The sequence below is a fragment of the Blastomonas sp. genome (assembly GCF_030373265.1).
Lineage (GTDB): Bacteria > Pseudomonadota > Alphaproteobacteria > Sphingomonadales > Sphingomonadaceae > Blastomonas.
The window spans coordinates 58,068-82,127 of sequence record NZ_JAUCZC010000002.1; the positions used below are offsets into that span (position 1 = coordinate 58,068).

The 24,060-nt window shown below is 64.3% G+C and carries 19 protein-coding genes; 10 read left to right on the forward strand and 9 right to left on the reverse strand.

Annotated features, from left to right (window positions below; genetic code table 11):
- Positions 1-17 precede the first annotated feature (17 nt).
- From cpaB to QUV11_RS01460, 6 genes are read left to right on the forward strand one after another with little or no spacing between them, the layout of a single operon-like run.
- The gene (gene cpaB / locus QUV11_RS01435) at positions 18-1,052 is read left to right on the forward strand and encodes a Flp pilus assembly protein CpaB (protein ID WP_300880121.1); all 1,035 of its coding nucleotides are present in this window, start codon (positions 18-20) and stop codon (positions 1,050-1,052) included.
- The gene (locus tag QUV11_RS01440; RefSeq protein WP_300880122.1) at positions 1,049-2,749 is read left to right on the forward strand and encodes a type II and III secretion system protein family protein; all 1,701 of its coding nucleotides are present in this window, start codon (positions 1,049-1,051) and stop codon (positions 2,747-2,749) included. The genes cpaB and QUV11_RS01440 overlap by 4 nt, the downstream gene beginning before the upstream one ends.
- A 29-nt stretch (positions 2,750-2,778) precedes the next feature.
- Entirely contained in the window at positions 2,779-3,420 is a 642-nt protein-coding gene (locus tag QUV11_RS01445; protein WP_300880123.1) for a CpaD family pilus assembly protein, read from the forward strand.
- Entirely contained in the window at positions 3,417-4,694 is a 1,278-nt protein-coding gene (locus tag QUV11_RS01450; RefSeq protein ID WP_300880124.1) for a P-loop NTPase, read from the forward strand. Before QUV11_RS01445 ends, QUV11_RS01450 begins: the two co-directional genes overlap by 4 nt.
- Positions 4,695-4,752: 58 nt before the next feature.
- Positions 4,753-5,724 carry a type II secretion system F family protein gene (locus tag QUV11_RS01455; protein WP_300880125.1) on the forward strand — a complete coding sequence of 324 codons (972 nt, stop codon included), beginning with the start codon at positions 4,753-4,755 and terminating at the stop codon, positions 5,722-5,724.
- Between the two features lie 45 nt (positions 5,725-5,769).
- Positions 5,770-6,741, forward strand: coding sequence for a type II secretion system F family protein (locus tag QUV11_RS01460; protein WP_300880126.1), 972 nt, complete (start codon positions 5,770-5,772; stop codon positions 6,739-6,741).
- Positions 6,742-6,874: 133 nt separating this feature from the next.
- Here QUV11_RS01460 and QUV11_RS01465 read toward each other — a convergent pair whose 3' ends face one another.
- On the reverse strand, positions 6,875-9,364 hold the full coding sequence (locus QUV11_RS01465) for a TonB-dependent receptor (protein WP_300880127.1): 2,490 nt from the start codon (positions 9,362-9,364) through the stop codon (positions 6,875-6,877).
- Positions 9,365-9,753: 389 nt separating this feature from the next.
- Between QUV11_RS01465 and QUV11_RS01470 the strand changes: the two genes are divergently transcribed.
- Positions 9,754-10,803: a CaiB/BaiF CoA-transferase family protein gene (locus QUV11_RS01470; protein ID WP_300880128.1), complete on the forward strand. Its 1,050-nt coding sequence runs from the start codon at positions 9,754-9,756 to the stop codon at positions 10,801-10,803.
- Here QUV11_RS01470 and QUV11_RS01475 read toward each other — a convergent pair.
- Both QUV11_RS01475 and QUV11_RS01480 read right to left on the reverse strand, forming a co-directional pair.
- Positions 10,766-11,344 carry a hypothetical protein gene (locus QUV11_RS01475; RefSeq protein ID WP_300880129.1) on the reverse strand — a complete coding sequence of 193 codons (579 nt, stop codon included), beginning with the start codon at positions 11,342-11,344 and terminating at the stop codon, positions 10,766-10,768. The genes QUV11_RS01470 and QUV11_RS01475 overlap by 38 nt on opposite strands.
- A gap of 51 nt (positions 11,345-11,395) precedes the next feature.
- Entirely contained in the window at positions 11,396-12,319 is a 924-nt protein-coding gene (locus QUV11_RS01480) for a glutaminase (RefSeq protein ID WP_300880130.1), read from the reverse strand.
- Between the two features lie 99 nt (positions 12,320-12,418).
- Here QUV11_RS01480 and QUV11_RS01485 point away from each other — a divergent pair, with 99 nt between their 5' ends.
- From QUV11_RS01485 to QUV11_RS01495, 3 genes are all read left to right on the forward strand, one after another.
- Complete coding sequence (locus tag QUV11_RS01485) at positions 12,419-13,402, forward strand: bile acid:sodium symporter family protein (RefSeq protein ID WP_300880131.1); 984 nt, start codon at positions 12,419-12,421, stop codon at positions 13,400-13,402.
- Between the two features lie 45 nt (positions 13,403-13,447).
- Positions 13,448-14,410, forward strand: a complete 963-nt coding sequence (locus QUV11_RS01490) for a radical SAM protein (protein WP_300880132.1) — start codon at positions 13,448-13,450, stop codon at positions 14,408-14,410.
- A 177-nt stretch (positions 14,411-14,587) separates the two neighbouring features.
- A complete protein-coding gene (locus QUV11_RS01495; protein ID WP_300880134.1) occupies positions 14,588-15,832 on the forward strand; it encodes an AarF/ABC1/UbiB kinase family protein in 1,245 nt (414 codons plus the stop codon).
- A gap of 24 nt (positions 15,833-15,856) precedes the next feature.
- Here the strand turns inward: QUV11_RS01495 and QUV11_RS01500 are convergent, their stop codons facing one another.
- From QUV11_RS01500 to murB, 6 genes are all read right to left on the reverse strand, one after another.
- Entirely contained in the window at positions 15,857-18,154 is a 2,298-nt protein-coding gene (locus QUV11_RS01500; RefSeq protein WP_300880136.1) for an SPOR domain-containing protein, read from the reverse strand.
- A 135-nt stretch (positions 18,155-18,289) separates the two neighbouring features.
- Positions 18,290-19,744, reverse strand: a complete 1,455-nt coding sequence (gene ftsZ, locus QUV11_RS01505; RefSeq protein WP_300880137.1) for a cell division protein FtsZ — start codon at positions 19,742-19,744, stop codon at positions 18,290-18,292.
- Between the two features lie 137 nt (positions 19,745-19,881).
- Entirely contained in the window at positions 19,882-21,195 is a 1,314-nt protein-coding gene (ftsA, locus tag QUV11_RS01510; RefSeq protein ID WP_300880138.1) for a cell division protein FtsA, read from the reverse strand.
- Positions 21,192-22,085 (reverse strand): cell division protein FtsQ/DivIB, encoded by an 894-nt coding sequence (locus QUV11_RS01515; protein WP_300880141.1) that lies wholly within the window; start codon positions 22,083-22,085, stop codon positions 21,192-21,194. The genes ftsA and QUV11_RS01515 overlap by 4 nt, the downstream gene beginning before the upstream one ends.
- Positions 22,069-23,004 carry a D-alanine--D-alanine ligase gene (locus QUV11_RS01520; protein WP_300880142.1) on the reverse strand — a complete coding sequence of 312 codons (936 nt, stop codon included), beginning with the start codon at positions 23,002-23,004 and terminating at the stop codon, positions 22,069-22,071. The genes QUV11_RS01515 and QUV11_RS01520 overlap by 17 nt, the downstream gene beginning before the upstream one ends.
- 74 nt (positions 23,005-23,078) lie before the next feature.
- Complete coding sequence (murB, locus tag QUV11_RS01525; protein ID WP_300880143.1) at positions 23,079-24,005, reverse strand: UDP-N-acetylmuramate dehydrogenase; 927 nt, start codon at positions 24,003-24,005, stop codon at positions 23,079-23,081.
- Between the last annotated feature and the right edge of the window lie 55 nt (positions 24,006-24,060).

Below are 24,060 nucleotides of genomic sequence, written 5' to 3' on the forward strand. Positions count from 1 at the left end.
TGGGGGCCATCAACGTCATGGATAAACGGAAAGTCATCCTGCTGGCAGGCGCGCTACTGGTCGCGCTGTGCACGGCATTTTTGGCCCGAAGCCTCTTCACCGGCTCGGCCGCGCCCGAGGTCACGGCGGCTGTGCAGCAGGCCGAGCCCAACGGCCCGCGCGTGCTGGTGGCCAACCGGTCGCTCCCCGTCGGAACCATCATCACGCCTGACAGCGTCGCCTTCCAGCCTTGGCCCGCCAAGCTGGTGAGCAATGCCTATTTCCTGGAAGACGGCGCCAAGGTTGAAACGCTGCTGGGCACCGTGGTGCGCAACGCGATCACCGCCGGCCAGCCGGTCACGCAAGGGTCGCTGGTCAAGCCCGGCGATCGCGGCTTTCTGGCGGCAGCGCTCGGCCCCGGCATGCGTGCCGTTACCGTCCCCGTGTCCGCCCGCACCGGCGTGGCGGGCTTTGTCTTTCCGGGCGACCGCGTCGACCTGGTCCTGACCCAGTCAGTTGACGGCGATGGCGGCCCGGCGCTCAAGGCGTCCGAGACGATCATTCGCAACCTTCGCGTGCTTGCCACCGACCAGCGGGTCAATGCCGAGAACGCCGAGGGGAACACCGAGGTCATCGCCTTTTCCACCGTGACGGTCGAAGCCACGCCCAAGCTGGCCGAGAAGATCGCCGTCGCACAGACCATCGGCACGCTCAGCCTGTCGCTGCGTTCGATCGCCGACAACGAGGCCGAGCTTGAACGCTCGATGGCTGCAGGTGACGTCACGCTGCCCGAAGGCGCCGATCGCAAGACCGAGAACAAGATCCTCAAAGCGCTCGCCACCCGCCCGGTCGATACCGACGTGACCTATGTCACCGGCGGTGATGTCTCGCGGTTCCAGCGTCGCACCGTACCGCCGCAGTCCAGCGGTCGCCGTCAGGCCGAATATTCCGGTCAGCCGATGCCTGCCGGCGCGCCCGCAACGATCGCCAGCTCTCCCGCCGTTCCCATGGGTCCGGTCGTCAGGGTCTCGCGTGGCAATGAAGTGACCGTTGTTCCGGTCGGAGGGAAATGACCATGCGTTTTTCCAATATTCTCAAGGGTGCACTGCTGTGCGGCGGCGTTGCCGTGGCAGGCCTGCTGACCGGAATTGCGCCCTTCGCGGGCAGCCCGGCCAGCGCACAGTCGTCGATGCAGCGCCCCGCTGAAACGCTGGTCCTTTCCATCGGACGCGGCCAGCTCATCCAGCTCCCCGGATCGATGACCGATCTGTTCGTCGCCGATACCGGCGTCGCAGATGTCCAGGTCAAATCGTCCCAGCAGCTCTATGTCTTCGGCAAGGCCGGCGGTGAAACGACGCTGTATGCCAGCAATGCGGCCGGTCAGGTCGTCTATTCCGCCACGGTGCGGGTCGGATCGAACCTCGATTCGATCGACCAGATGCTGACATTGGCCATGCCCGATGCCAAGGTTCGCGTGAGCACGCTCAACGGCGTGGTCTTGCTGACCGGGGTTGTCGGGGCACCGGTCGACAGCGCCGAAGCCGAACGCCTGGTACAGGCGTTTGTCGGTGACGACGTCAAGGTGATCAGCCGCTTGCAGACCGCAACGCCCATGCAGGTCAACCTGCAGGTGCGGATTGCCGAGGTCAGCCGCTCGCTGGTCAAGGAAATCGGCTCCAACCTGCTGACTCGCGACACGACGGGAGGCTTTCAGTTCGGTATCGGCCGGGGCAACCCAGCCGCAAGCAGTTTCGGCGACAAGCTTGGCAGGGTCCCGAACGTTGGGTCATTGCCACGTCTCGATGCGTCCTCGCAGTTCGGCTTGCCCGAAGGTTCGCTGTTTCTCCCGTTCGATCCGGCAAAGGGCCAGTTCGTCACGGGCAATACCACGACGACCTTCGGGCCCGCCAATGGAGCCCAGACAGCAATTCAGCTGGCCGGAAGGCTGTTCGGCGTAGACGTCGCGAGTGCGTTCGATCTGGGTGAACAGGTCGGCCTTGTGTCGACCCTCGCCCAGCCCAATCTGACGGCGCTCTCGGGCGAAACTGCCGAGTTCCTGGCAGGGGGCGAATATCCCATCCTGGTGCCCCAGGGGCTGGGCAACGTCACGGTGAAGTACAAGAACTTCGGTGTCAGCCTGGCGTATACGCCCACGGTGCTTGCCAACGGGCGCATTTCGATGCGCGTTCGTCCGGAAGTCTCGGAGCTGTCGACCCAGGGGGCTGTCACTCTGGGCGGAAACCAGATCCCTGCGCTGACCACGCGGCGTGCCGAAACGACCATCGAGCTGGGATCGGGCGAAAGCTTCATGATCGCTGGACTGTTGAGCAACAACACGCAGAACCTGGTCGACAAGGCACCGGGCCTGGGCGACGTCCCCGTGCTCGGCAACCTGTTCAAGTCATCCAGCTTCCGGCGCGGGGAAACCGAGCTGGTGATCGTGGTGACCCCGTATCTGGTCAAGCCGGTCAACGCCAACGAGATCAAGATGCCCACCGATGGCTTCCAGACGCCCGGTGAGCTGGAGCGGCTGATCAACCACCAGCAATCCGACGGCATTTCCGGCGGCGAGCGGCCCATGCCGCGCGTTGCCCCTGCCGAAGGCGGCAGCGGCGGCCCCGAATTCGGTGCGCTTCCCGCCCAGCCCCGTGCCCTGCCATCGTCAGCCGCCAAGCCGCAACGCGACGCAAAGGCGGACAAGGGATCGTCCAGGAAAAAAGGCAAGGACGGCGCCATGGCCGCCGCTACCCCCGGTTTTTCATTCGAGTGAGGCCAGCGTCCGCCCCGAGGAGACTTACAATGCGCGCTTATCATGCAGCCATCGCAGCCGCGGCCGTCCTGACCTTGTCCGGTTGCGGCAACATGTCGAGCAACCGGTCGGTGGAGAGCGTCCACCAGCCGATCGTGTCGCGATCGAACTACACGCTCGATCTGAACGCGCAGGGCGGTTCGCTGCCCACGCAGGAACAGCGTCGCCTGGCCGAATGGTTCCAGGCGATGGATCTGGGCTATGGTGACCGCGTCGCGATCGACGATCCCGCCGGCCGCAATGTCGTGGTCAAGTCTTCGGTCGAGGCGGTGGCATCGCGCCATGGCCTGCTGGTCGGCGACGTCGCCCCGGTTACCACCGGCGATATCGCTCCTGGCACCGTGCGCGTCGTCGTGACCCGCACCACCGCCGAGGTTCCGGGTTGTCCCGACTGGAAGACCAAGCTCGAGATGAACTACCGCAACGCGACGAGCAGCAATTACGGCTGTGCGACCAACTCCAACCTCGCCGCCATGGTGGCGAACAAGGAAGATCTGGTGCGCGGGGAGCCCGGCTCCGGCACGGTGGAAACCCAGCGTTCCAACACGGCTATCAAGCAGTATCGCGAGGCGCCACCCACCGGAGCTGACGGTCTGAAGCAAGGCTCTACCGCACAGGGAGGATCGCAGTGAACGCACCATGGAAGCCAGGCATGGCCGCCACCCGCGACCAGTTTGCCGCGTATATTTGCGACGAGCCCACGCTGGACATAGTCCGCGCGACGGCGATCAACATGGGTTGGCCCCCCGAGAAGTGCAACAAGGGCGGCCTGCGCAACGCCGTCCAGTCGCTGTCGATCACGGCCAGCCCCAACATCCTGCTGGTGGACCTGTCCGAATCGGGTGATCCACTCAACGATATCAACGCGCTGGCTGAAGTCTGCGAGCCGGGCACCGTCGTGATCGCGATGGGCCAGGTCAACGATGTCCGGCTATACCGCGACCTGATCTCGAGCGGGTTGCACGACTATCTGCTCAAGCCCGTCGGGCCCGATCAGATCCGCGACACCATCCTGCAGGCCCAAGCGATGCTGAACGCACCCAAGGCTGGCGAGGTGGTGGCTGAGCGTGCGCATGTCGGGATCATGGTGATCGGCACGCGCGGCGGCGTGGGCGCGTCTACCGTTGCCACTTCGCTTGCCTGGCAGCTCAGCAAGAATGCCGGACATTCGACCGCGCTCCTCGATCTCGACCTGCATTTCGGCACCGGTGCGCTGACGATGGATCTCGAGCCGGGCCGCGGCCTGACCGATGCAATCGACAACCCCAGCCGCATTGACGGTCTGTTCATCGAACGGGCGATGATCAAGGCGAACGACAAGCTGTCGATCCTCTCGGCCGAAGCGCCGATCAGTTCGCCATTGATCACCGATGGGACTGCCTTCTTCCAGTTGCAGGAGGAATTCCGCCACGCGTTCGAGAACACCGTGGTCGACCTTCCGCGCCAGATGTTGATCGACTATCCGCATCTCGTTTCCGAAACCAACATCGCGGTTCTGGTGACCGAACTGACCCTAGCGTCCGCCCGCGATGCCATCCGTCTGCTGGCCTGGCTCAAAAGCAATGCGCCGGCCGCGCGCGTTCTGGTGGTGGCCAACAAGGTGCAGCCGACCGCCCTGGAGATCAGCCGCGCCGATTTCGAGACCACGATCGAACGCAAGATCGATTTCCTGATCCCCTCGGACCCCAAGACCGCAGCCCAGGCCGCGAAGCTTGGCCAGCCGTTCTGCGAGGCGGGCAAGACGACCAAGGCCGGCGCGGTGATGAAGTCGCTGACCGATCGTTGCCTGGGCATGGCGGAAGAAGAGGTCATGGTCGAAAAGGACAAGGGCGGAGCGAAGAAGTCGCTTCTCGGCAAGTTCGGTGATTTCAAATCGCTGCTGCCGGTCAAGCCCGCCAGAAAGTAACCGGCGCTGCTGCCTCCCTGCGGGAGGAAGGCAGGCCCACAATGCGGACGGATTGCGCATGAACATGGTGCAGACATTGCTGTTGGCCGCGGGCCTGATGACGGTGCTCGGACTGCTGGCCATGGCGTTCGTCGGGCCATCGCCGCGCAAGGAACTCCAGCGGCGCATTCTCGCCGTGCGCGAACGCTACAGCGAAAACGCCAGCGCCAAGGTCGAGGCCCAGATGCGCAAGGCAATCGCCAACCGCAAGCCGCGCTTCAACCAGACCGGCGAGGATCTGACCAAGGTTCAGATGCTCGCCCGCAGGCTGGCCATGACCGGCAAGAACTGGACGGTGATGCAGTTTGCCCAGATGGTGATCGGCTTGGGTCTCGCCGTTGCGCTGCTCGTTTATTTGCGGTCGGGCCATCTCGTGATGAGCCTGTTCATCGGCTCGGCGCTCGGCTTTGGGCTGCCGCACATGGTGGTCGGCCACTTCATCAAGCGCCGCCTCAACGGGTTTACCAAGAACTTCCCCGACGCGATCGATCTGCTGGTGCGCGGCCTGCGCTCGGGCCTTCCGGTCACCGAGACGCTGCAGGTCGTCGCCAAGGAAATCCCCGGGCCTGTGGGCGAGGAGTTCAAGCTGGTCACCGAGCGGATCAAGATCGGTCGCTCGATGGAGGATGCGCTGCAGGAAAGCGCCAACCGGCTGCAGACGCCCGAGTTCAACTTCTTCTGCATCACTCTGGCGATCCAGCGGGAAACCGGCGGCAACTTGGCCGAAACCCTGTCCAATCTGGGAGCCGTGCTCCGCTCGCGCGCGCAGATGAAGCTCAAGATCCGCGCGCTGTCGTCCGAGTCCAAAGCATCGGCCTATATCGTGGGCTCGTTGCCGTTTCTGGTTTTCATCATGATCTGGTGGGTCAACCCCGATTATCTCGCCGGCTTCTTCAGCGAAGAACGCCTGATGATCGCGGGACTTGGCGGGCTGTTGTGGATGAGCATCGGGGTCTTCATCATGGCCAAGATGGTCAGTTTCGAAATCTGATCGGGGGAAGACGAAACCGTGCCTGACGCAGCCAATCCGACCCTGATGGGAATCGACGTTATCTTCGTCGCGACAATGCTGGCCGCGGTTGCGACGCTGGCTGTCCTGATCGCGATCTATGCCGCCACCACCGTTCGCGACCCCATGGCCAAGCGGGTCAAGGCGCTGAGCGAACGGCGTGAGCAGCTCAAGGCCGGAATTACCGCGTCCACCGCCAAGAAGCGCACGCGCATCGTCCACAAGAGCGACACCACCGACAAGATGCGCAGCACGCTGCAATCCTTGCGGGTGCTGCAGGACGAACAGCTCAAGGCGGCGCAGCAGAAGCTGGCGCAGGCAGGCATCCGGTCCAAGGATGTCGCGGTCGCGATCATCTTCGGCCGCATGGTCATGCCGATCGTGCTTGGCGGCGGGGCTGCATTGCTGATCTATGGCTTTGGCATCCTGGTGCCCGACTGGACGCCGATGAAGAAGTTCGGACTGTTCGCGACGATCTTGCTGCTCAGCTACAAGGCGCCCGATCTGTTCGTTCAGAACATCATCACCAAGCGCACCGACGCGATCCGCAAGGGCCTGCCCGATGCGCTCGATCTGCTGGTCATCTGCGCCGAAGCAGGCCTGACGGTCGATGCCGCCTTCAACCGCGTCGCAAAGGAACTGGGCCGCGCCTATCCTGAACTCGGTGACGAATTCGCGCTCACCGCGATCGAACTCGCCTTCCTCACCGAGCGGCGGCAGGCGTTCGAGAACCTGGCCTATCGCGTGGCGCTGGATTCGGTGCGCGGGGTGGTCACGACGATGATCCAGACGGAGAAATACGGCACGCCGCTGGCCTCTGCGCTGCGCGTCCTGTCCGCCGAATTCCGCAACGAGCGCATGATGCGCGCGGAGGAAAAGGCCGCCCGTCTGCCGGCGATCATGACCGTGCCGCTGATCCTGTTCATCCTGCCGACGCTGTTCGTCGTCATCCTGGGCCCGGCCGCCTGTTCGATCGCGGACGCCTTCGCCAAGCAGTGACGCCGGCGGCACAGCCACCAAAAAAAGGGGCGATCCCGCCAAACGGAATCGCCCCAGTCCACTGATGTACACCGCTTGAAGGTTCGCCCTTGCAGGCTGGCGATCAGGCGGTGTCCCCCATCAATTCCTTAGATCAGTATTTCGCACGCACCGTGAGACCGTACATGCGCGGCTCTTCGACAAAGCCGATGCGCGAGCGGGTGCCTGCGCCACCGCGAAGCGGCGTGTTGGCGGTGATGCCGCGGGTGATCTCGTTGTTGAGGTTGGTGCCCCACAGTTCGAACGAGAATCGGTCATCGGGCGTAGTGAAGCCAAGCCGCGCGTTCATCTTGAAATAGCTCTGCTGGATGTCGAGCGGGATCGGCAGGCCATTGGTATCCAGCGGCGAGGTGCTGGTGCGCCGGTCGTCCGAATAGTTGATGTTGAAGTTGGCCAGCATCTTCCAACCGGAATCGGTGATCTGGTTGTCATAGGTGATGCCGGCGACACCGTTGAACTTGGGCGCGTTGGTCAGGTCCGCACCGCACAGGCTGCGCACCGTCTGCAGGGTCGCGGCATTGCCGACCACACCATTGGCGCAATTGCCGGGATAGCGTGCATCGGCATAGGTCACGGCAACGTTGACCGAGATGCCCGAGTCGAACTGGCCGAACATTTCAAGCTCGGCACCGGTCGATTTGGCGGCCGCGACGTTGAACGTCTGGAACTGGACGCCGGTGAACTCGAGAACCTGGAAATCGGTCATGTCCATGTGGAACAGCGCCAGGTTGGCACGGATGCGGCCATTGGCGAACTCGGTCTTGATCCCTGCCTCATAGGCATCGACCTTTTCCGAATTGAAGCGCGGATCATTGCCATTGGCCGCTGCAGCGGGATCGAGGTTGAAACCACCCGACTTGAAGCCGCGGCTGAACCCGGCATAGGCCAGGAAACCGTTGTTGCTGTTATAGGCCAGCTGCGCGGTATAGGTCAGCTCGTCGTCCTTGAAGACCTCGTTGAACTCGCGCGGCAGCGGAAGTCCCGGGATCGAGCTTGCGAGCACGGTCCCGCCGGTACCGGGCACGGTAATGCCCACCGATGTGGCGAACGGGAAGCAGGTGGCACCCAATGCGCCTGCCCGGAGCGCAGCCGGGATGGCACCGGTGATCACGCCGTTGGTGATCGCCTGGCAGGCAGGCGAGGATGCTGCAAGCTGGTCGAAGCTGCCCCGCTTCTTCTCGTCGACATAGCGTGCACCGAGTGTCAGGCTCAGATTGTCGGTGAAATTGATGACGTTATGCGTGAAGATCGAGAAGCTCTCGGCATCCTGCTGGAAGCGGTTGACTGCAAAGTTGCCCGCTGCATTGACCGGAACCCCGCCATTGCCCAGCGCGGTCAGCGCAAACAGCGGATTGACGCCAGCGAGGTTGCCGAAGTTGCCCGCGCTGACGGCCCGCTGATAGTCGGTGCCCAGGGTCATCGACTGCACTTCGTCGATCTGCTCGTCCGAATAATAGACGCCGACGAGGAAATCGAGCGCATCGTTGAACGCACTGCCCTGGAACCGCAGTTCGTGGGTCATCGTTTCGATCGGACCACCGGTACGCGGGAAACCCGGAGCCGAGGTCGATCCGCGCCCGGTGCTGAACAGGTTGAGACTGACGAAATCGGATTCTTGCGCCGATTCCGCCTCAAAATGGCGGAACGAGCCGATATACGTCATCTGCGCGGGGCCGAGATCCCATTTCAGTTCGCCCGAAAAGCCATACTGTTCGGTGTTGTTGAGGAACTGTTGGCTGTTGGTCTGCAGGTCCCTGAGCGCCTGAGGGCCGGACACCGCCACGCCGTCATTGGGAAGACCGTTGAACGCGAAGAACGGCTGCAGTTCGGTTTCGCGCACGATCACGGCATCGCAGCAATTCTCGTTCGCCTTGGCGTAATCACCGATCAGACGCAGGCTGATGTCGGGCGAAGGCTCCCACAGCAACTGGCCACGGATGACATAGCGGTCACGATTGCTGCTTTCCGCACCCGGGACGCCGACACTTTTCAGGAAGCCGTCACGCTTGCGATAGGCGCCCGACACCCGCAAGCCGAGTTGATCGCTGACCAGCGGGACGCTGACCCCGGCCTGGACGTTGAAGAAATCATAATTGCCGTAGGTGAAGTTGCCGAAGGCTTCGACCTTGGTCAGATTGGGGCGCTTGGTGGTCAGGTTGAGCGCACCGGCCGAGGTGTTGCGACCGAACAAGGTACCCTGCGGCCCGCGCAGAATTTCCAGCCGCTCCAGATCGAGCAGATCGCCCAGCGCGATGCCGGGACGCGATTGATAGACGCCATCGATGAACACGCCGACCGAGCTTTCCAGCCCGGTGTTGTTGCCGGTGGTGCCGACACCGCGGATGCGGATAGAGGTGCCCTGGCTTTCGGTCTGTGACGACTGAACGTTGAAGCTTGGCGAGATCGAGGTCAGGGATTTGATGTCCTGAACGTTCTGGCGGTCGAGCTGCTCGGGGCTGACCGCGGTCACCGCGATCGGAATGTCCTGCACGTCGGCGGCGCGCAGCGTCGCGGTGACGATGATCACATCCCGCTCAGGGGCTTCCCTGTCTTGCGCATCCTGCGCCTGAGCCATCGATGTCATTGAGACAGTGCAAAGCAAGCCTAGAACGGGCTTCCACGAAGTGCGCATCCTCTTCTCCCACAAGCAAAGTGTTGTTCTTGCTCTTTTGCCCCCATCACTCTTCAGGCGATGCAAGGTGCAGTCAGAAAATTGTCACAACACGTGCCGCATTGCAATTTTTTAATGCAGTAGTGTGCATTTTGCATGTTTATCTAACGCGCAGAAATCCGGGCTTTATGGCTATACTGCAGTGCAACATCGACTTGACGTTACGGTAAGTTGCTGTTGTCAGTCGTCATTACCGGCTGGTGCGGCGGTGCAACAGCAATGCTGCCAAAAACACGCTTGCAAAGCCCGCCCCGGACGTTAGCGTCCCCCGTTTTAATCGATTAATTAAACGGAAGAGTGACATGGCTGGAGCGCTTGCAGGGGTTACGATCATCGAACTGGCGGGCATCGGTCCCGGTCCATTTGCCGGGATGATGCTCGCCGATCATGGTGCCCGGGTGATTCGCGTCGAACGCGCGTCGAACCGCTCAACGGTGGGCGATGCGGGCAATCGCGATGTCCTCAACCGCAACCGCGAGATCGTGACCGCAGATCTCAAGTCGCCCGAGGGGGTGGCCCAGGTACGCGACCTGGCGCGCGCCGCCGATGGCCTGATCGAAGGCTTCCGCCCCGGTGTGATGGAGAGGTTGGGCCTGGGACCCGATGTGCTGCTCGCCGATAACCCTGCACTGGTTTACGGCCGGATGACCGGCTGGGGCCAGACCGGACCTTATGCGCCGCTGGCCGGGCACGACATCAACTATATCGCGCTGTCGGGCGCGCTGCACAGCTATGGCCGCGCGGGCGAAAAGCCGACCCCGCCGGTCAATGCGGTGGGCGACTTCGGCGGTGGCGGCATGATGATGGCGTTCGGCATGCTCGCGGGCATCCTGTCGGCGCGCAGCACCGGCAAGGGCCAGGTGATCGACTGCGCAATGACCGATGGTGCCGCGATCCTGTCGGCAATGACCTACACCTTTCTCGGCAACGGCCAGTGGCGCGACGAGCGCGGGGTCAACCTGCTCGATACCGGCGCGCATTTCTACGACACCTATGCATGCGCCGATGGCAAATATGTCTCGATCGGGTCGATCGAGCCCCAGTTCTATGCGCTGCTCCGTGAAAAGGCAGGCCTCACCGACCCGGCGTTCGACGCGCAGATGGACCCCCGCCAATGGGGCCCGCTCAAGGAAAAGCTCACTGCGCTGTTCCTGACCAAGACCCGTGACGAATGGTGTGCCATCATGGAACATACCGACATCTGCTTCGCCCCGGTGCTGAGCCTGACCGAAGCGCCCGACCATCCGCACAACAAGCAGCGCGGCACGTTCGTCGAGGCCGGCGGCCTGCTGCAACCCGCGCCCGCGCCAAGGTTCAGCGAGACCCCTGCGCCCCCGGTGCGGATGGGGTGACGGAAGGGGCCTTGCCCTCTGCGGCTAATTCTGTCCTAAAATGCTGGAGATTGGTGGCAAGGCTTTGCACGGCAGAACGTAATCCAAGCAGCATGTCTTGAGCCATGGCTTCATCGATAAAAGTACGACTTGTCGTGGAATTGGCTTCTGACAACGTAATCATTTTGAACTCGGCCAGCCAAGAGCCTTCTCTGCTTGCGTATACCGTCATAGCACTATGGTTGAGGATGTTTCGCCATGCTCCCTGAGACTGAAATTTGTCTAATGATTGCGATGCCTTGCGAGCCCGCTTGAGAGCCTTGATATCGGGCTGGGAAAAGCGTGCAGCCAGTTCGGCAACCTTGTGCCCGAAGAGGTGCCCCGTCTTCGACCCAGAGCTTTTGCCTGTCACCTTTCGCAAAAGCGCGATCGTTTCGGAAATGGCATACTCCGCCTCGGAATAGCAGCTCATACATTTTGCGCGCCATATATGGACCGTGTCTTCAACCGGTTCCCAACCACAGGCGGCCTCTTCGGCGAGATTCCAAGTAATCGCGTTCATATGAACGAAGCTATCTTTATTCTCTTTCCAATTCGTTTCCTCGAATTGTTGTCACACAAACACGCTCCACCCGGTCGCTTCCACCAGCTCTTCGAGCGCGATCGCGCCAACCAGCGAGGTGCCGAAGGCGTTGAGACCGGGCGACCAGACCGCGATCGCGCCGTGGCCCGGCGCGATGCACAGGATGCCGCCGCCCACGCCGCTCTTGCCCGGCAGGCCGATGCGATAGGCAAAGTCGCCGCTGTTGTCGTAATGGCCGCAGCTCATCATCACCGCATTGATCCGGCGGCAGTTCTCGGGCGTGACGAGCTGCTCGCGGTTGATTGGATCGCGCCCGTCGAACGCCAGGAACAGGGCAGCGCGCGCCAGCTGGCGGCAGCTCATTTGCACGGCGCACTGGCGAAAATAGGCATGCAGCGCGTCTTCCACCGGGTTGGCCATGTTGCCGAACGCCGCCATGAAATAGGCCAGCGCGCGGTTGCGCGATCCGGTGGCCGATTCCGACTGTGCCACCTCTTCGTCGATTCCGATCGTGTCATCGCCCGACAGCCGGTGAAAGCGCGCCAGCAGTTCGTCCAGCATCGCGTCGCGGTTGCTTGCGGCGACCAGCATGTCGGTCACTGCGATCGCGCCGGCGTTGATCAGCGGATTGCGGGGAATGCCTTTTTCGTTTTCCAGCTGGACGATCGAATTGAACGCGCTGCCCGAAGGTTCGCGGCCCACCCTGCCCCACACATCCTCGCCATAGTGCCGAAGCGCCATCGACAGCGTGAACACCTTGGATATCGACTGGATCGAGAACAGCTCATGGCTGTCACCCAGCGTGACCATCTCGCCATTGCCTTGCACGATCGCCAACCCGAACTTGTGCGGATCGACCCTGCCGAGCGCGGGAATGTAATCCGCCACCTTGCCGCTGCCGATATGGGGCGCAACCGCTGTCTCGATCCGTGCGGTGATCGCCTGCCAGTTCATTGCTTCGCCCCCGGTTGTGTCCTGGCCTCTGTGTCGCATCCCGCAGGCTGCCAAGCAAGGCGTTGCGCCGCCAGCAGAAACATAGCAGGGGGAACGCCTATGTCGATTATCTCAACCCTGATCCCCGACCGGTTCGTCCTGATGCTGATGCTGACCATATTGGTAGCGGCGCTGCTGCCGGTGAGCGGTGTCGCAGCGGTGTATGCGGGCCATGCGGTCTCGGTGTCGATCTTCTTTCTGTTCTTCCTGCACGGCCTGCGCCTGCCCCGCGCCGAAGTCCTCGTGGCGATGCGCAACTGGCGGCTGCAAGCGATCATGTTCGCCTTCGTTTTTGCGTTCATGCCGCTTCTCGCCTTCGGCGCAGCCTCGGCGCAGGGCGGGCTGATAGCCGGGGGCTTGCCCCAGGGACTGGTCGTCGGCTTGCTCTTCCTCGGCATCCTGCCCTCCACCGTCCAGTCGGCGATCAGCTACTCCTCGCTGGCGGGCGGCAACATCGCCGCATCGGTGATGGCGTCGGCGCTGCTCAATCTTGCGGGCATCTTCATGACACCGCTGCTGGTGGCGTTGCTCATCGGCGCGAGCGGCGGCGCGGCAATCGGGAGCGATACGGTGCTGCGCATCGTTGCGATCCTGCTGCTGCCCTTCGCGCTCGGCCAGATGGCGCAGGGATGGCTGGGCGCCTGGGCCGTCCGTAACAAGCCGATGCTCACCCTGCTCGATCGCACCGCCATCATACTCGCGGTCTATGTCGCGTTCAGCTCCGCAGTCGCGGGCGGGCAGATGCAGGCGCTGGACTGGCGCGTGCTGGGCGTGCTGACCGCAATCATCTGTGCGATGTTGGCCATTGCATTTGTGTCTGCATGGGCGCTGGGCGGGATTATCGGCCTGTCGCGTGCGGACCGGATCAGCCTGCTGTTTGCCGGATCGCACAAGAGCATCGCCACCGGGGCACCGCTCGCGGCCATCCTGTTTACTGGGCCGCTGGCGGGCCTCGCGATCCTGCCGGCGCTGATCTATCACCAGATCCAGCTGATCGTATCCGCCCCCCTCGCGGCAAAACTGGCAAAAGGCCAGGACGGCTGACGATTTTCGCTTTGCCTGAGGCCTCGGCCCCGCGATAGATGGAGGATGGATTCCACCAGCCCCTTTGCCGTCGCCGATGCTCCGCCGCTCGATCCTGCAAAGTTCCGCGATCCCTTGATCACCGCAAAAGGCGAGCGCCGCGCCAGCGTCGCGATGACCGCGCTGGAAACGTTGTGGTTCAACACCGGCACCCTGTGCAATCTTGCCTGCAAGAGTTGCTACATCGAAAGCTCGCCGCGCAATGACGCGCTTGTCTATCTGACCCTCGCCGAGGTCACCGCCTATCTCGACGAAATCGCTGCATCGGGCCTGCCCACCCGCGAGATCGCGTTCACCGGTGGCGAGCCATTCATGAACCCCGACATCATCGCGATCCTGGAGCTATGCCTGTCGCGCGGCTTTGCCACCCTGGTGCTGTCCAACGCGATGCGGCCAATGCGCCGCCACGAGGATGCGTTGCTGGCGATGAACGCGCGGTTCAGCCATCAGCTCACCATCCGGGTGAGCCTCGACCATTATACGCAAGACGTGCACGAGGCCGAGCGCGGCGGCAACAGCTGGGACAAGGCGATCAGCGGCCTGACATGGCTCGCCGAGAACGGCTTTGCCATCGCCGTCGCCGGACGGCATCTGGCGCATGAGAGCGACGCGCAGGCGCGCGCCGGCTTTGCCGCATTGTTCGCGCGGCACGGGCTTCCGATCAGGGTGAACGATCCGCAGAGCTTTGTCATGTTCCCCGAAATGGATGCCGAAGCCGACATCGCCGAGATCAGCACCGGATGCTGGGACATTCTGGGCAAAAGCCCCGATGCAATGATGTGCGCCACCAGCCGCATGGTGGTGAAGCACAAGGGCGCTGAACGGCCCACGGTGGCGGCCTGCACGCTGCTGCCTTATGATCCGCAGTTCGACATGGGCGCGACGCTGGGCGAAGCTTCGCGCAGCGTATCGCTCAACCACCCGCATTGCGCGCGCTTCTGCGTTCTGGGTGGGGCGAGTTGCAGCTAGCGGGCTGCGAACCTACATAGCAGCAGGACGGGCCTCTATCCCGAGGCAGCCACCGCGCACAGGTCATCACCCCGCATGCTTCCCCCCAAATCGCGTTCCGAGTCCTCGCCATCCAGCACATCGTCCGGGCAGGCCGTGCCCAGCGGGCGGATTGCCCGGTTTGCAGGCTTCAGCAGCATGGCCGGCGGCATCGCGGGCACGATGCTGGTCGATGGCGCCAAGCAATGGGCGCAGGGCAAGCGCCCGAGCGTCGGCGATCTGCTGCTGACCCCCGCCAACGCGCGCAAGATCGCCGACAAGCTGGCGACCATGCGCGGCGCGGCGATGAAGCTGGGCCAATTGATGTCGATGGACACCGGCGACTTTTTCCCTCCCGAGCTGGCCGAGATCATGGGCCGATTGCGCGCCGATGCGCAGCATATGCCGCAGGGGCAATTGCGCAATGTGCTCAACCAGAACTGGGGGCGCGGCTGGGAAAAGCGTTTTGCCAGCTTCGACTTCAAGCCGATCGCGGCCGCGTCGATCGGCCAAGTCCACCGCGCCCGCACCACCGATGGCCGCGACCTTGCAATCAAGGTGCAATATCCCGGCGTACGCCAGAGCATCGACAGCGATGTCGACAATGTCGCCTCGCTGATCAAGCTCACCAAAATGCTGCCGCCCGAGCTCGACATCGATCCGATGCTGGCCGACGCCAAGGCGCAGCTGCACGAAGAGGCCGATTACGGTCATGAAGCGGCGCATTTGGGGCGTTTTGGTGCGCTGCTCGCCGACCACCCCGACTTCATCGTCCCCGCGCTGCACCCCGACTTCACGACAACCGACATTCTGGCGATGGACTTCATCGAGAGCATCGCGATCGAGGACACCGTCGCGATGGAGGTCGAAACGCGCAACCGGATCGTGCGGCTGGTGGTCGAATTGCTGCTGCGCGAGCTGTTCGAGTTCCGGCTGATGCAGACCGACCCCAATTTCGCCAACTACCGCTTCGATCCGGTCAGCGGGCGGCTGGTGCTGCTCGATTTCGGCGCAACGCGGGTGGTGAGCGAGGCGGTGTCGAACAGCTACCGCACCCTGTTGCGCGGCGGGCTGGGCCGCGATCTCGCCCAGATGCGCGAGGCGGGGCTGGCGCTGGGGATGCTGCACCCCGATGCGCCCGAGAATCACAAGGTCGCGGTTCTGGGCATGTTCGACACCGCGTTCGAACCGCTTCGTCTCGACGGGCCGTTCGACTTCACCTCCAACGAGGTGACGACGGAGTTGCGCGACGAGGGCATGGCCTTTGCCAAGGAAAGAACGTTCTGGCAGATTCCCCCGGTCGACACGCTGTTCATCCAGCGCAAGATCGGCGGAATGTTCCTGCTGGGCAGCCGGTTGAAGGCCAACACCAATGTCAACCGGCTGATCCGCGCGGCGCTGTAACGGTACCAAAAACTGCCCGGGCGCTCAGCCGCCGATCTTGGTGACTTCCTGCCCTTCGGGGCTGGTGAAGGCAAAGCCCGACAGCTTGTTCTTGGCCAGCGTGTTGACGAACGTCTGCGCCTCGTTGGGACCGGAGAAGGGCCCTGCCAGCAATCGGTTGGTGGCGTTGAGCGGCGTCCACCAGGCCTGCTTGCCCTTGAACACCGCAGGCGCCTCACCCGTCAGCCGCTTCCATTCCTTGGCAAGGTCGGCGCGGTTTGCCCCGCCTGCCACCTGCACCCAATAGCGCTTGGGGTGCTTGGGAGGTGCAGGCTTGGCCGCGGCCTTCTTGGCCTCTGCCTTCTTCGCTTCGGCCTTTTTGTCCTCGGGTTTCTTCACCTCGGGCGGCTTGGGTGCGGCCGGGGTGATCTTGGTGATATCGACCGCATTTTCGTCGGGCGCCAGTTCCTGCGGCGGAACCTTGATGCCGGCGATGACGGCAGAAAGGGTGATGCGCTCGGGTGCGGGCGGTGCGGAGCCAACCGATGCGCCGCTTTGGCTGCTGGCGGCGCTCGCCGTTGCCACTGGGCTGGGCGCGGGCGACGGTGCGGACGGCTGCCCGACCTGCGCGAGGTCGAACCCGGGTCGAAGATCAGCAGGCGCACGCGCCGACGGCGGGGTCTGCTGGCCAGTCTCCACCGCTTGGACGGTCTGCACCGTTTGTCCAGGCGCACCCGATCCCGTGGCGGGAGGCGGGCCTTGAGGTATCGCCTGAGCTGGACCTCGTGACGGCTGAGCAGGACCGGCACCGGCAGAGGCTGCCGATGCACCGTTGCTCACAGGCGGAACCGACCTGAACCCCGGCCGGGGCAATTCGGTCACTCCGGCAAGCACCACCGCCGTGGTTCCGTCCGGAATAAGCGGAGATCCGACAGATGGCGTGCGCGATGCCGAAGTAGGCGGCGTGACGGCGACAGGAGGCGTTGCAGTGGCGGCTGCCTGCCGCGACGCAGCGACATCGGCGCGCGGGGTCGGCTGGACGAGCGGTGCACTCTGACCGCTGCTCGTTGGCGCGGTTGCCCCTGGCAGCGGCTGCACCGTGGCCACCGATCGCGGCGCTGATCCGGGCAGAGCCTGCACGGTTCCCAGCCTCGGCTGCGATGCTCCGGGGAGCGGTTGCACGGTCCCGGGCGCAGGCTGCGCGGATGCGGACTGTGTCGCCACGCCGCGACCGGGGATCAGCAGATCCGGCGGCGGCACCGGTCCTGGCGGACGGGTATCGACCGGCACCGGTGCGGCTGCCGCCGCCGCCTGCGCGGATGCGATCTGGGCGCGTTCTTTCTTGGACAGCTTGCCAGGCCTGCGCCGGCTCGACTTGTCGACCTGCGCTGTTTTGCGCGTCTTGCTCTCGGTTGTCGGGCCGAGGGGGTCGCCCGCGGGGATCAGGCCGGAATCCGCACGGCCAGCTCTCACGCGAGGCACCCCGGCGGAAGCGTACTGACGGTTGCGTGGATCGTCCTTGCCGATCGCAGCCGTTTGCGGAAACTGGCCAAAATGCGCGGCCGCTGCCTGTTGCGCTGGCGTCAGCCGTCCCATGAAGCGGAAAAAGGGTTCGATCGATGCCGCCATGCGCTTGGGCATCGTCGCATCGGCGATTGCGATGGCGCCCTGCGGGTCGCCCGACACCGCCAGCACAAAGGCACGCGTCCGCCAGGCGGCGGCGTCGCGTCGGCGCAGCAGCGGATCAAGCTGGGCCTCGGCGGCAGTGCGATCGCCAGCGATCGCCAGCGACAAGGCATAGCGCCGGATCGTCTCGTCGTCGTTGCCGCGCCGCAGCGCGAGCTCGTAGTCCGCCTGCGCGGCCCCGGAATTGCCGACCAGATCATAGGCCAGCCCGCGATCTGCGGCGAACACCGTTTCCGGAACGCCCAGCTTCTTGGCTTCTTCGAACAGGCGAAGCGCCTCATAGGGGTTTTCGTTGAGCAGCAGACCCGAACCCAGCCCGGCCTTGACCCGGCCATTGCCCGGCGACATCTCGTCGGCGCGCGCGAAAAAGCCGATCGCCGCCTGCGGATCGCCCAGCAGCAACGCCGCATTGCCGCCATCGATCAGCGCATCGATATCGGCAGGGTTGAGCGCCAAACGCTGCAGGGCGTTCTGCAGCTCGCGGGTGCCTCGAGGCTGCGAAACATTGAGCGAGGAATAGCCCGTGTCACCCGTGTCGGGTGCATCGGGGCCTTCTTCCTGCGCATAAGCGGGCGTGGGCCCCACTGTTGTGATTGCCACCAGCAGGGCCGTGACCGAAGTGAAGCAGCGCAGACGGGAATAACGGATCAAAGCCATATGTCCCGTCAGTCGGCGCTTGAACGGCTGATTGCAAGCGTAACGATTGACGCTCCACGGCAGAGCGTGGCGGGTATTCGACAGCTTGCGGGAACCTTGGGCCGACCGCCGTGTAGCGGCAGTCGGCCAGAGGTGTTACTGATTGTTCTGACGGCCCAGGAAGCGCGGAATGTTGAGCGGCGGCGCGTCTGCGTTGTTTTCGCCCTCTTCGTCTTCTTCGCTGCGGGCCCCGCCCCGCGACAGGCTGGACATGCGCTCGAACAATGTGCCGCCACCGGTCGATACCCGGGGCGCCTTGGCAACGGGCGCGGCGGGCTCGGCAGCCTGCGCCGCAGCAGGTGCAGGCGCCGATTGGCTGGCCCGGTTGGAGCTCTCGTCGTCGACACTGGCGTTGTCGAGCAGAAGCTCGTCGCCCGCAGTATCGTCATCATCCAGCGATTGCGCCGCCACACCCAGATCGAGCGCATCGGCAGGGTCTGCCGCGACAGGCGCCGGTGCAGGGGTGAACGATGGTGTCGGAGTCGATGCAGGGGTTGGAGCCGGCGCGGAAACCGGAGCGGTGAAGCTGCGGGTTCCACCCTGCGCCAGCGAGAACGGGCGGCTGTCCTCGGTGTTCTGCAGCGCTTCGCCATCGATGCCGGTGGCGACCACGGAGACGCGGATCTTGCCTTCGAGATCGGGATTGAACGCGCTTCCCCAGATGATGTTGGCGTCGGGATCGACCAGTTCCTTGATGTGGTTGGCGGCTTCGTCGACCTCCATCAGGCGCATGTCGTCGCCGCCGGTGATCGAGACGATGACGCCCTTGGCGCCCTTCATCGACACGCCATCGAGCAGCGGATTGGCGATCGCGCGCTCGGCAGCTTCGAGTGCGCGGCCATCGCCTTCGGCTTCGCCGGTGCCCATCATCGCCTTGCCCATCTCGCGCATCACCGAACGGATATCGGCAAAGTCGAGGTTGATCAGGCCGGGATTGACGATCAGGTCGGTGATCGAGCGAACGCCCTGCTGCAGCACTTCGTCGGCGAGCTGGAAGGCTTCCTTGAAGGTCGTGTTGGGGTTGGCGACCAGGAACAGGTTCTGGTTGGGGATGACGATCAGGGTGTCGACGTTCTTCTGCAGCTCGGCGATGCCGGCCTCGGCCGCGCGCATGCGGCGGGTGCCTTCGAAGGTGAACGGCTTGGTGACGACGCCGACGGTCAGGATACCGCGATCGCGCGCCGCCTTGGCGACGACGGGCGCGGCGCCCGTGCCGGTACCACCGCCCATGCCCGCGGCGATAAAGCACATATGCGTGCCTTCAAGGATCGCCTCGATATCACCGACGGTTTCTTCCGCCGCCGCGCGGCCTACTTCGGGCCGCGATCCCGCGCCCAGACCCTGGGTGACATCGGGACCCAGTTGGATCCGCTGTTCGGCGGTCGACGAGTTCAACGCCTGCGCGTCGGTGTTGGCGACGATGAAATCGACGCCTTCCACATGCGCCGCGATCATGTTGGCAATCGCGTTGCCGCCCGCGCCGCCGATACCGATCACCGCGATCCGCGGACGCAGTTCGTCGACGGTGGGCGGTCCAATGGTGATGCTCATGCCTTAATTCTCCCCTGCTTCATAAATTTGAAGCAAATTACATAGTGCACATTGCACAGATTGATTCGCGAATTCACGTAAAAAATCGGGTTTTTCCACCACTTCATGCGGTTCATCGCGCCTTTGGCCGTCCATGATCAGAAATTGCCGACCAAGGCACGCCATAGCCGCTGCAGCACGGCCGCACCCGAGTGCTTGTGAACCTGCTGATAGCTTGAGGCGATGCTGCGGATATCGACCGGTTCGTCGGCGGCAAACAGCGCGAGCCCGGCCAGCGTCGAGAAGGCAGGCCCGGCATGCGCATCGGGCAGACCCGCGAGCCCCGAAGGCCGTCCAATCCGCACCGTGCGGCCCAATGCCACCTGCATGTGATCGGCAAGACCCCGCAATTCCGCGCACCCGCCGGTCAGCACGATCCGCTGGCCCTGCGCGCCGGTAAAGCCCAGCTCCTTCAATCCCTTGGTGATCTCGCCGATCAGATAATCGAGCGGCTGGCGGATCACCGAGACCAATTGCGCGCGGCTGATCGAATGCTTGTCATCGGGCGCGCGTCCGCCAGCGCCGACCAGCTTGCTGTCCTCTTCGGGCAGGCGCAGGTCGATCATGTCGTGGTTATCGCGCGGCGACGAGGTCGCCGCGCCGTGGAAGCACTTGATCCGCTCAGCCTCTGCCCGCCGCAGTCCGAAGGCGGACGCGATCGCATCGGTGATGTCCGCGCCGCCAAAGGGGATGGTGAACAGCCCGACCAGCATGCCGCCGGCATACAGCGAGATGTTGGTGACCGCCGCACCCATCTCGATCAGCGCAACGCCAAGCTCGCGCTCTTCCTCGCCGAGGCACGCGGTGCCCGCCGCGATGGGTGCTGCAACGATGCCGCTGACGCCGAGATACGCCGCTGCCACGGTCTGGTCGATGTTGCGCACCGGCGCGCCATCGGCGAACACGACGTGGATATCGACCCCCAGCCGCTCGGCGTGGAGCCCGATCGGCTTCTTGACCCCGGTGGCGCCGTCGAGCGTGTAGAGCGCGGGCTGCGCGTGCAGCACCATCCGGCCGCCCGGCTGGATCGTCTCGCGTCCGGCGGCGAGCAGGTGATCGACATCATCCTCGTCGATACGGCCGCCGCCCAGATCGATCTCGACGCGCGCAATCGTGCTGGTCAGGCCGCCCGAAGAGCAGCTGACATGGACATGATCGATGTTCAGCCCGGCGATCCGCTCGGCCTGCTCGACCGCCTCGCGCACCGCGAGCTCGGTCGCCTGCATGTCGGTGATGTAGCCGCGCTTGACCCCGTCGCTGGCGCGCTGCCCGGTGCCCAGCACCAGCAGTTCGCCGGTCTCGGTGCGCCCGACAATCATCGCGCAGACCTTGGACGAACCGATATCGAGCGCGCCGAAGGTCTTTTCGATCCGCGGGACAGCGGCCCCGCCCTTGCGCGCCTTGCCGCTCATTGTGCAGCCGATGCGATCGCATCGCCTTCAGGCTTGGCCGGGTTGCGCGGTTTGCGCAGGTACGCGCGTTCTGGGTCACGCAAATCGAAATAGGTTACGCCCTTGCCGAGCAGCCGGTTGACTCCGTCCATCCGCGCGAAGTTGACCAAAGCGGCTTCGGAAAGCTGCTCGCCCTCGGGCAAAGCCAGCACCTCGCCGGTGTGGAAGGTCAGGTTCCAGCGGCGGTTGCCGACCCATTCGGCCTCGCGCACCTGCGGGGTGAGCGCAGGGGCGGCATCGAGCAGTTCGGTGAGATCACCGATCTTTGCGTTGGCGCTCTTGCCGACGATGCGCAGCATCTTGGGATCGATCTGGCCGGGGCTGGGCTCGAGCGCGACGCCCTCGGCATCGACCAGCATCACCTTGCCGCGATCCTCCCACACCGCCAGCGGTTCGCGCTCGACGATGTCGACGATCAGCGTATCGGGCAGCTGGCGCGAAATGCGCGCATCGGCGATCCACGAGAACGCGGTGAGCTCGCGCCGCAATTCCTCGAGATCGACCTGCGGCATCGAGCGGTCCTTCTGGGCCAGAACAATCTCGTAGACCTTGAGCTCGTTCATCTTGTCGACGTTGCGCACCTCGACCTTCTTGACCTCGAAGCCCGCGCGTCCAGCCGCCAGCGCCATCTCGTTCTGCACCATTCCGGGCAGCCCCATGAACTGCGCGGTGATCACGCCCGCGAGCGCGAGCAGCCCGAGCACGCCGATGGTCGCGCCCTTCTGCAGCTGCGCTTCGGTGAACGGCAGACGCGCCAGCGCCGCGTTGGCGCGCGATCGTTGCGCGGTGCGCGGCTTGGCGCGCGTCGATCCGCGCTTGGCCGATGTGCCGCGTTTAATCCGTGTCGTCATGCCGGGTGCCCCCCAAAGCCTGTTCAACGATAATCTCGACCAGATCGGCATAGCTGATGCCGATCTGCGCCGCCTGTTCGGGAACCAGGCTGAGCGGTGTCATGCCCGGCTGGGTGTTGACCTCGAGCAGATACAGCCCGTCGGCGCCCTTCTCGTCATCCCAGCGGAAGTCGGAGCGCGATGCGCCCTTGCAGCCGAGGATGGCGTGCGCGCGCAAGGCGAGGTCCATGCACATCGCGGCGATATCCTCGGGGATATCGGCCGGGCAGATGTGCAGCGTCAGGCCATCGGTGTACTTGGCGTCGTAATCGTAGAAGCCCGACTTGGTCTGCAGTTCGGTGACGCCCAGCGCGCGGTCGCCCAGCACGGCAGTGGTCAGTTCGCGGCCCTTGATGAAGGGCTCGGCGAGCAGTTCGTCGAACTTCTGCCAGGGGCCGGTGGCGTCGGGGCTGATCGGATCGCCGTAGTTGCTTTCGGCCTTGACGATGGCGACGCCGACAGACGAACCTTCGTTGACCGGCTTGAGCACATAGGGGCGCGGCAGCGGATCGCCCGTGTACAGGCTTTCGGAGCGCACGATATGCCCGCCGGGCATCGGGATGCCGTGCGGCAGCAGCGCCTGTTTGGTCAGCACCTTGTCGATCGCGATCACCGAGGTCGCCATGCCAGAATGCGTGTACGGGATCTGCATCAGATCGAGCATGCCCTGCACGCTGCCATCCTCGCCGGGCGTTCCGTGCAGCGCGTTGAACACCACATCGGGACGGATACCGGCGAGCACGGCTGCGACATTGCGGTCCATGTCGACGCGGGTCACGGTGTGCCCGCGCGATTCGAGCGCCTTGGCGACGCCCGCGCCGCTCATCAGCGAGACCTCGCGCTCGGCCGACCAGCCGCCCATGAGGACGGCGATGTGCAACCGCCCCCTCTCCCCTTCAGGGGAGAGGGAAGAGCCGCGCAGCGGCGAAGGGAGAGGGGATTGTATTGAGGTGGTCATGAAATGACTCCCCCTCTCCCCGGCCCTCTCCCCTGAAGGGGAGAGGGAGATTCATTGCCTATCCGCTGGATTTCCCATTCGAGCTCGACACCCGACTGCGCCTTGACCCGCGCGCGGACTTCCTCGCCGAGCGCTTCGATGTCGGCGCTGGTGGCGGTGCCGGTGTTGATCAGGAAATTGGTGTGCTTCTCGCTGACCTGCGCGCCGCCGATCGTCAGACCGCGGCAGCCCGCCTGATCGACCAGCTGCCAGGCTTTGTGCCCTTCCGGGTTCTTGAAGGTCGATCCGCCGGTCTTGCTGCGCAGCGGCTGGCTCGCCTCGCGCGAGGCGGCGATGCGGTCCATCTCGGCCTGGATGGCAGCAGGTTCGGCGGGCGATCCCTTGAAGGTCGCGCCGATGACGATCGCGCCTTCGGGCAATTCGGAATGGCGATAAGTGTATTGCAGGTCGGCGCGCGCGAGCGTGCGCCGCGAGCCATCGCGCAGCACCACGTCGCAGTCGATCAGCACATCCTTGACCTCGCGGCCATAGGCGCCGCCGTTCATGCGTACGAAACCGCCGACGGTGCCGGGGATCGAGCGCAGGAATTCCAACCCGCCGATGCCTGCATCGCGCGCGGTGGAGGAAACGAGGATGCCCGAGGCCCCTGCCCCGCAGCGCAGGATCATGTCGTCTGTGCGCTCGACCTGCGCGAACGCCTTGCCCAGCCGCACGACGACGCCGGGAACGCCGCCATCGCGGACGATCAGGTTCGATCCCAATCCGAGTGCCATCACCGGGACCGACGGGTCGAGCGCTGCCAGGAACTGCGCCAGATCGTCGGCATCCTTCGGCTCGAACAGCCAGTCGGCCGCGCCTCCGGTTTTGAACCACAACAGCGGAGCGAGAGGGGCATCAGGAGTCAATTTCCCCCGCACCGCCACCCCCGTTTGTCCCGAGCGAAGTCGAGGGACGTCGTGCACACGTCCCTCGACTTCG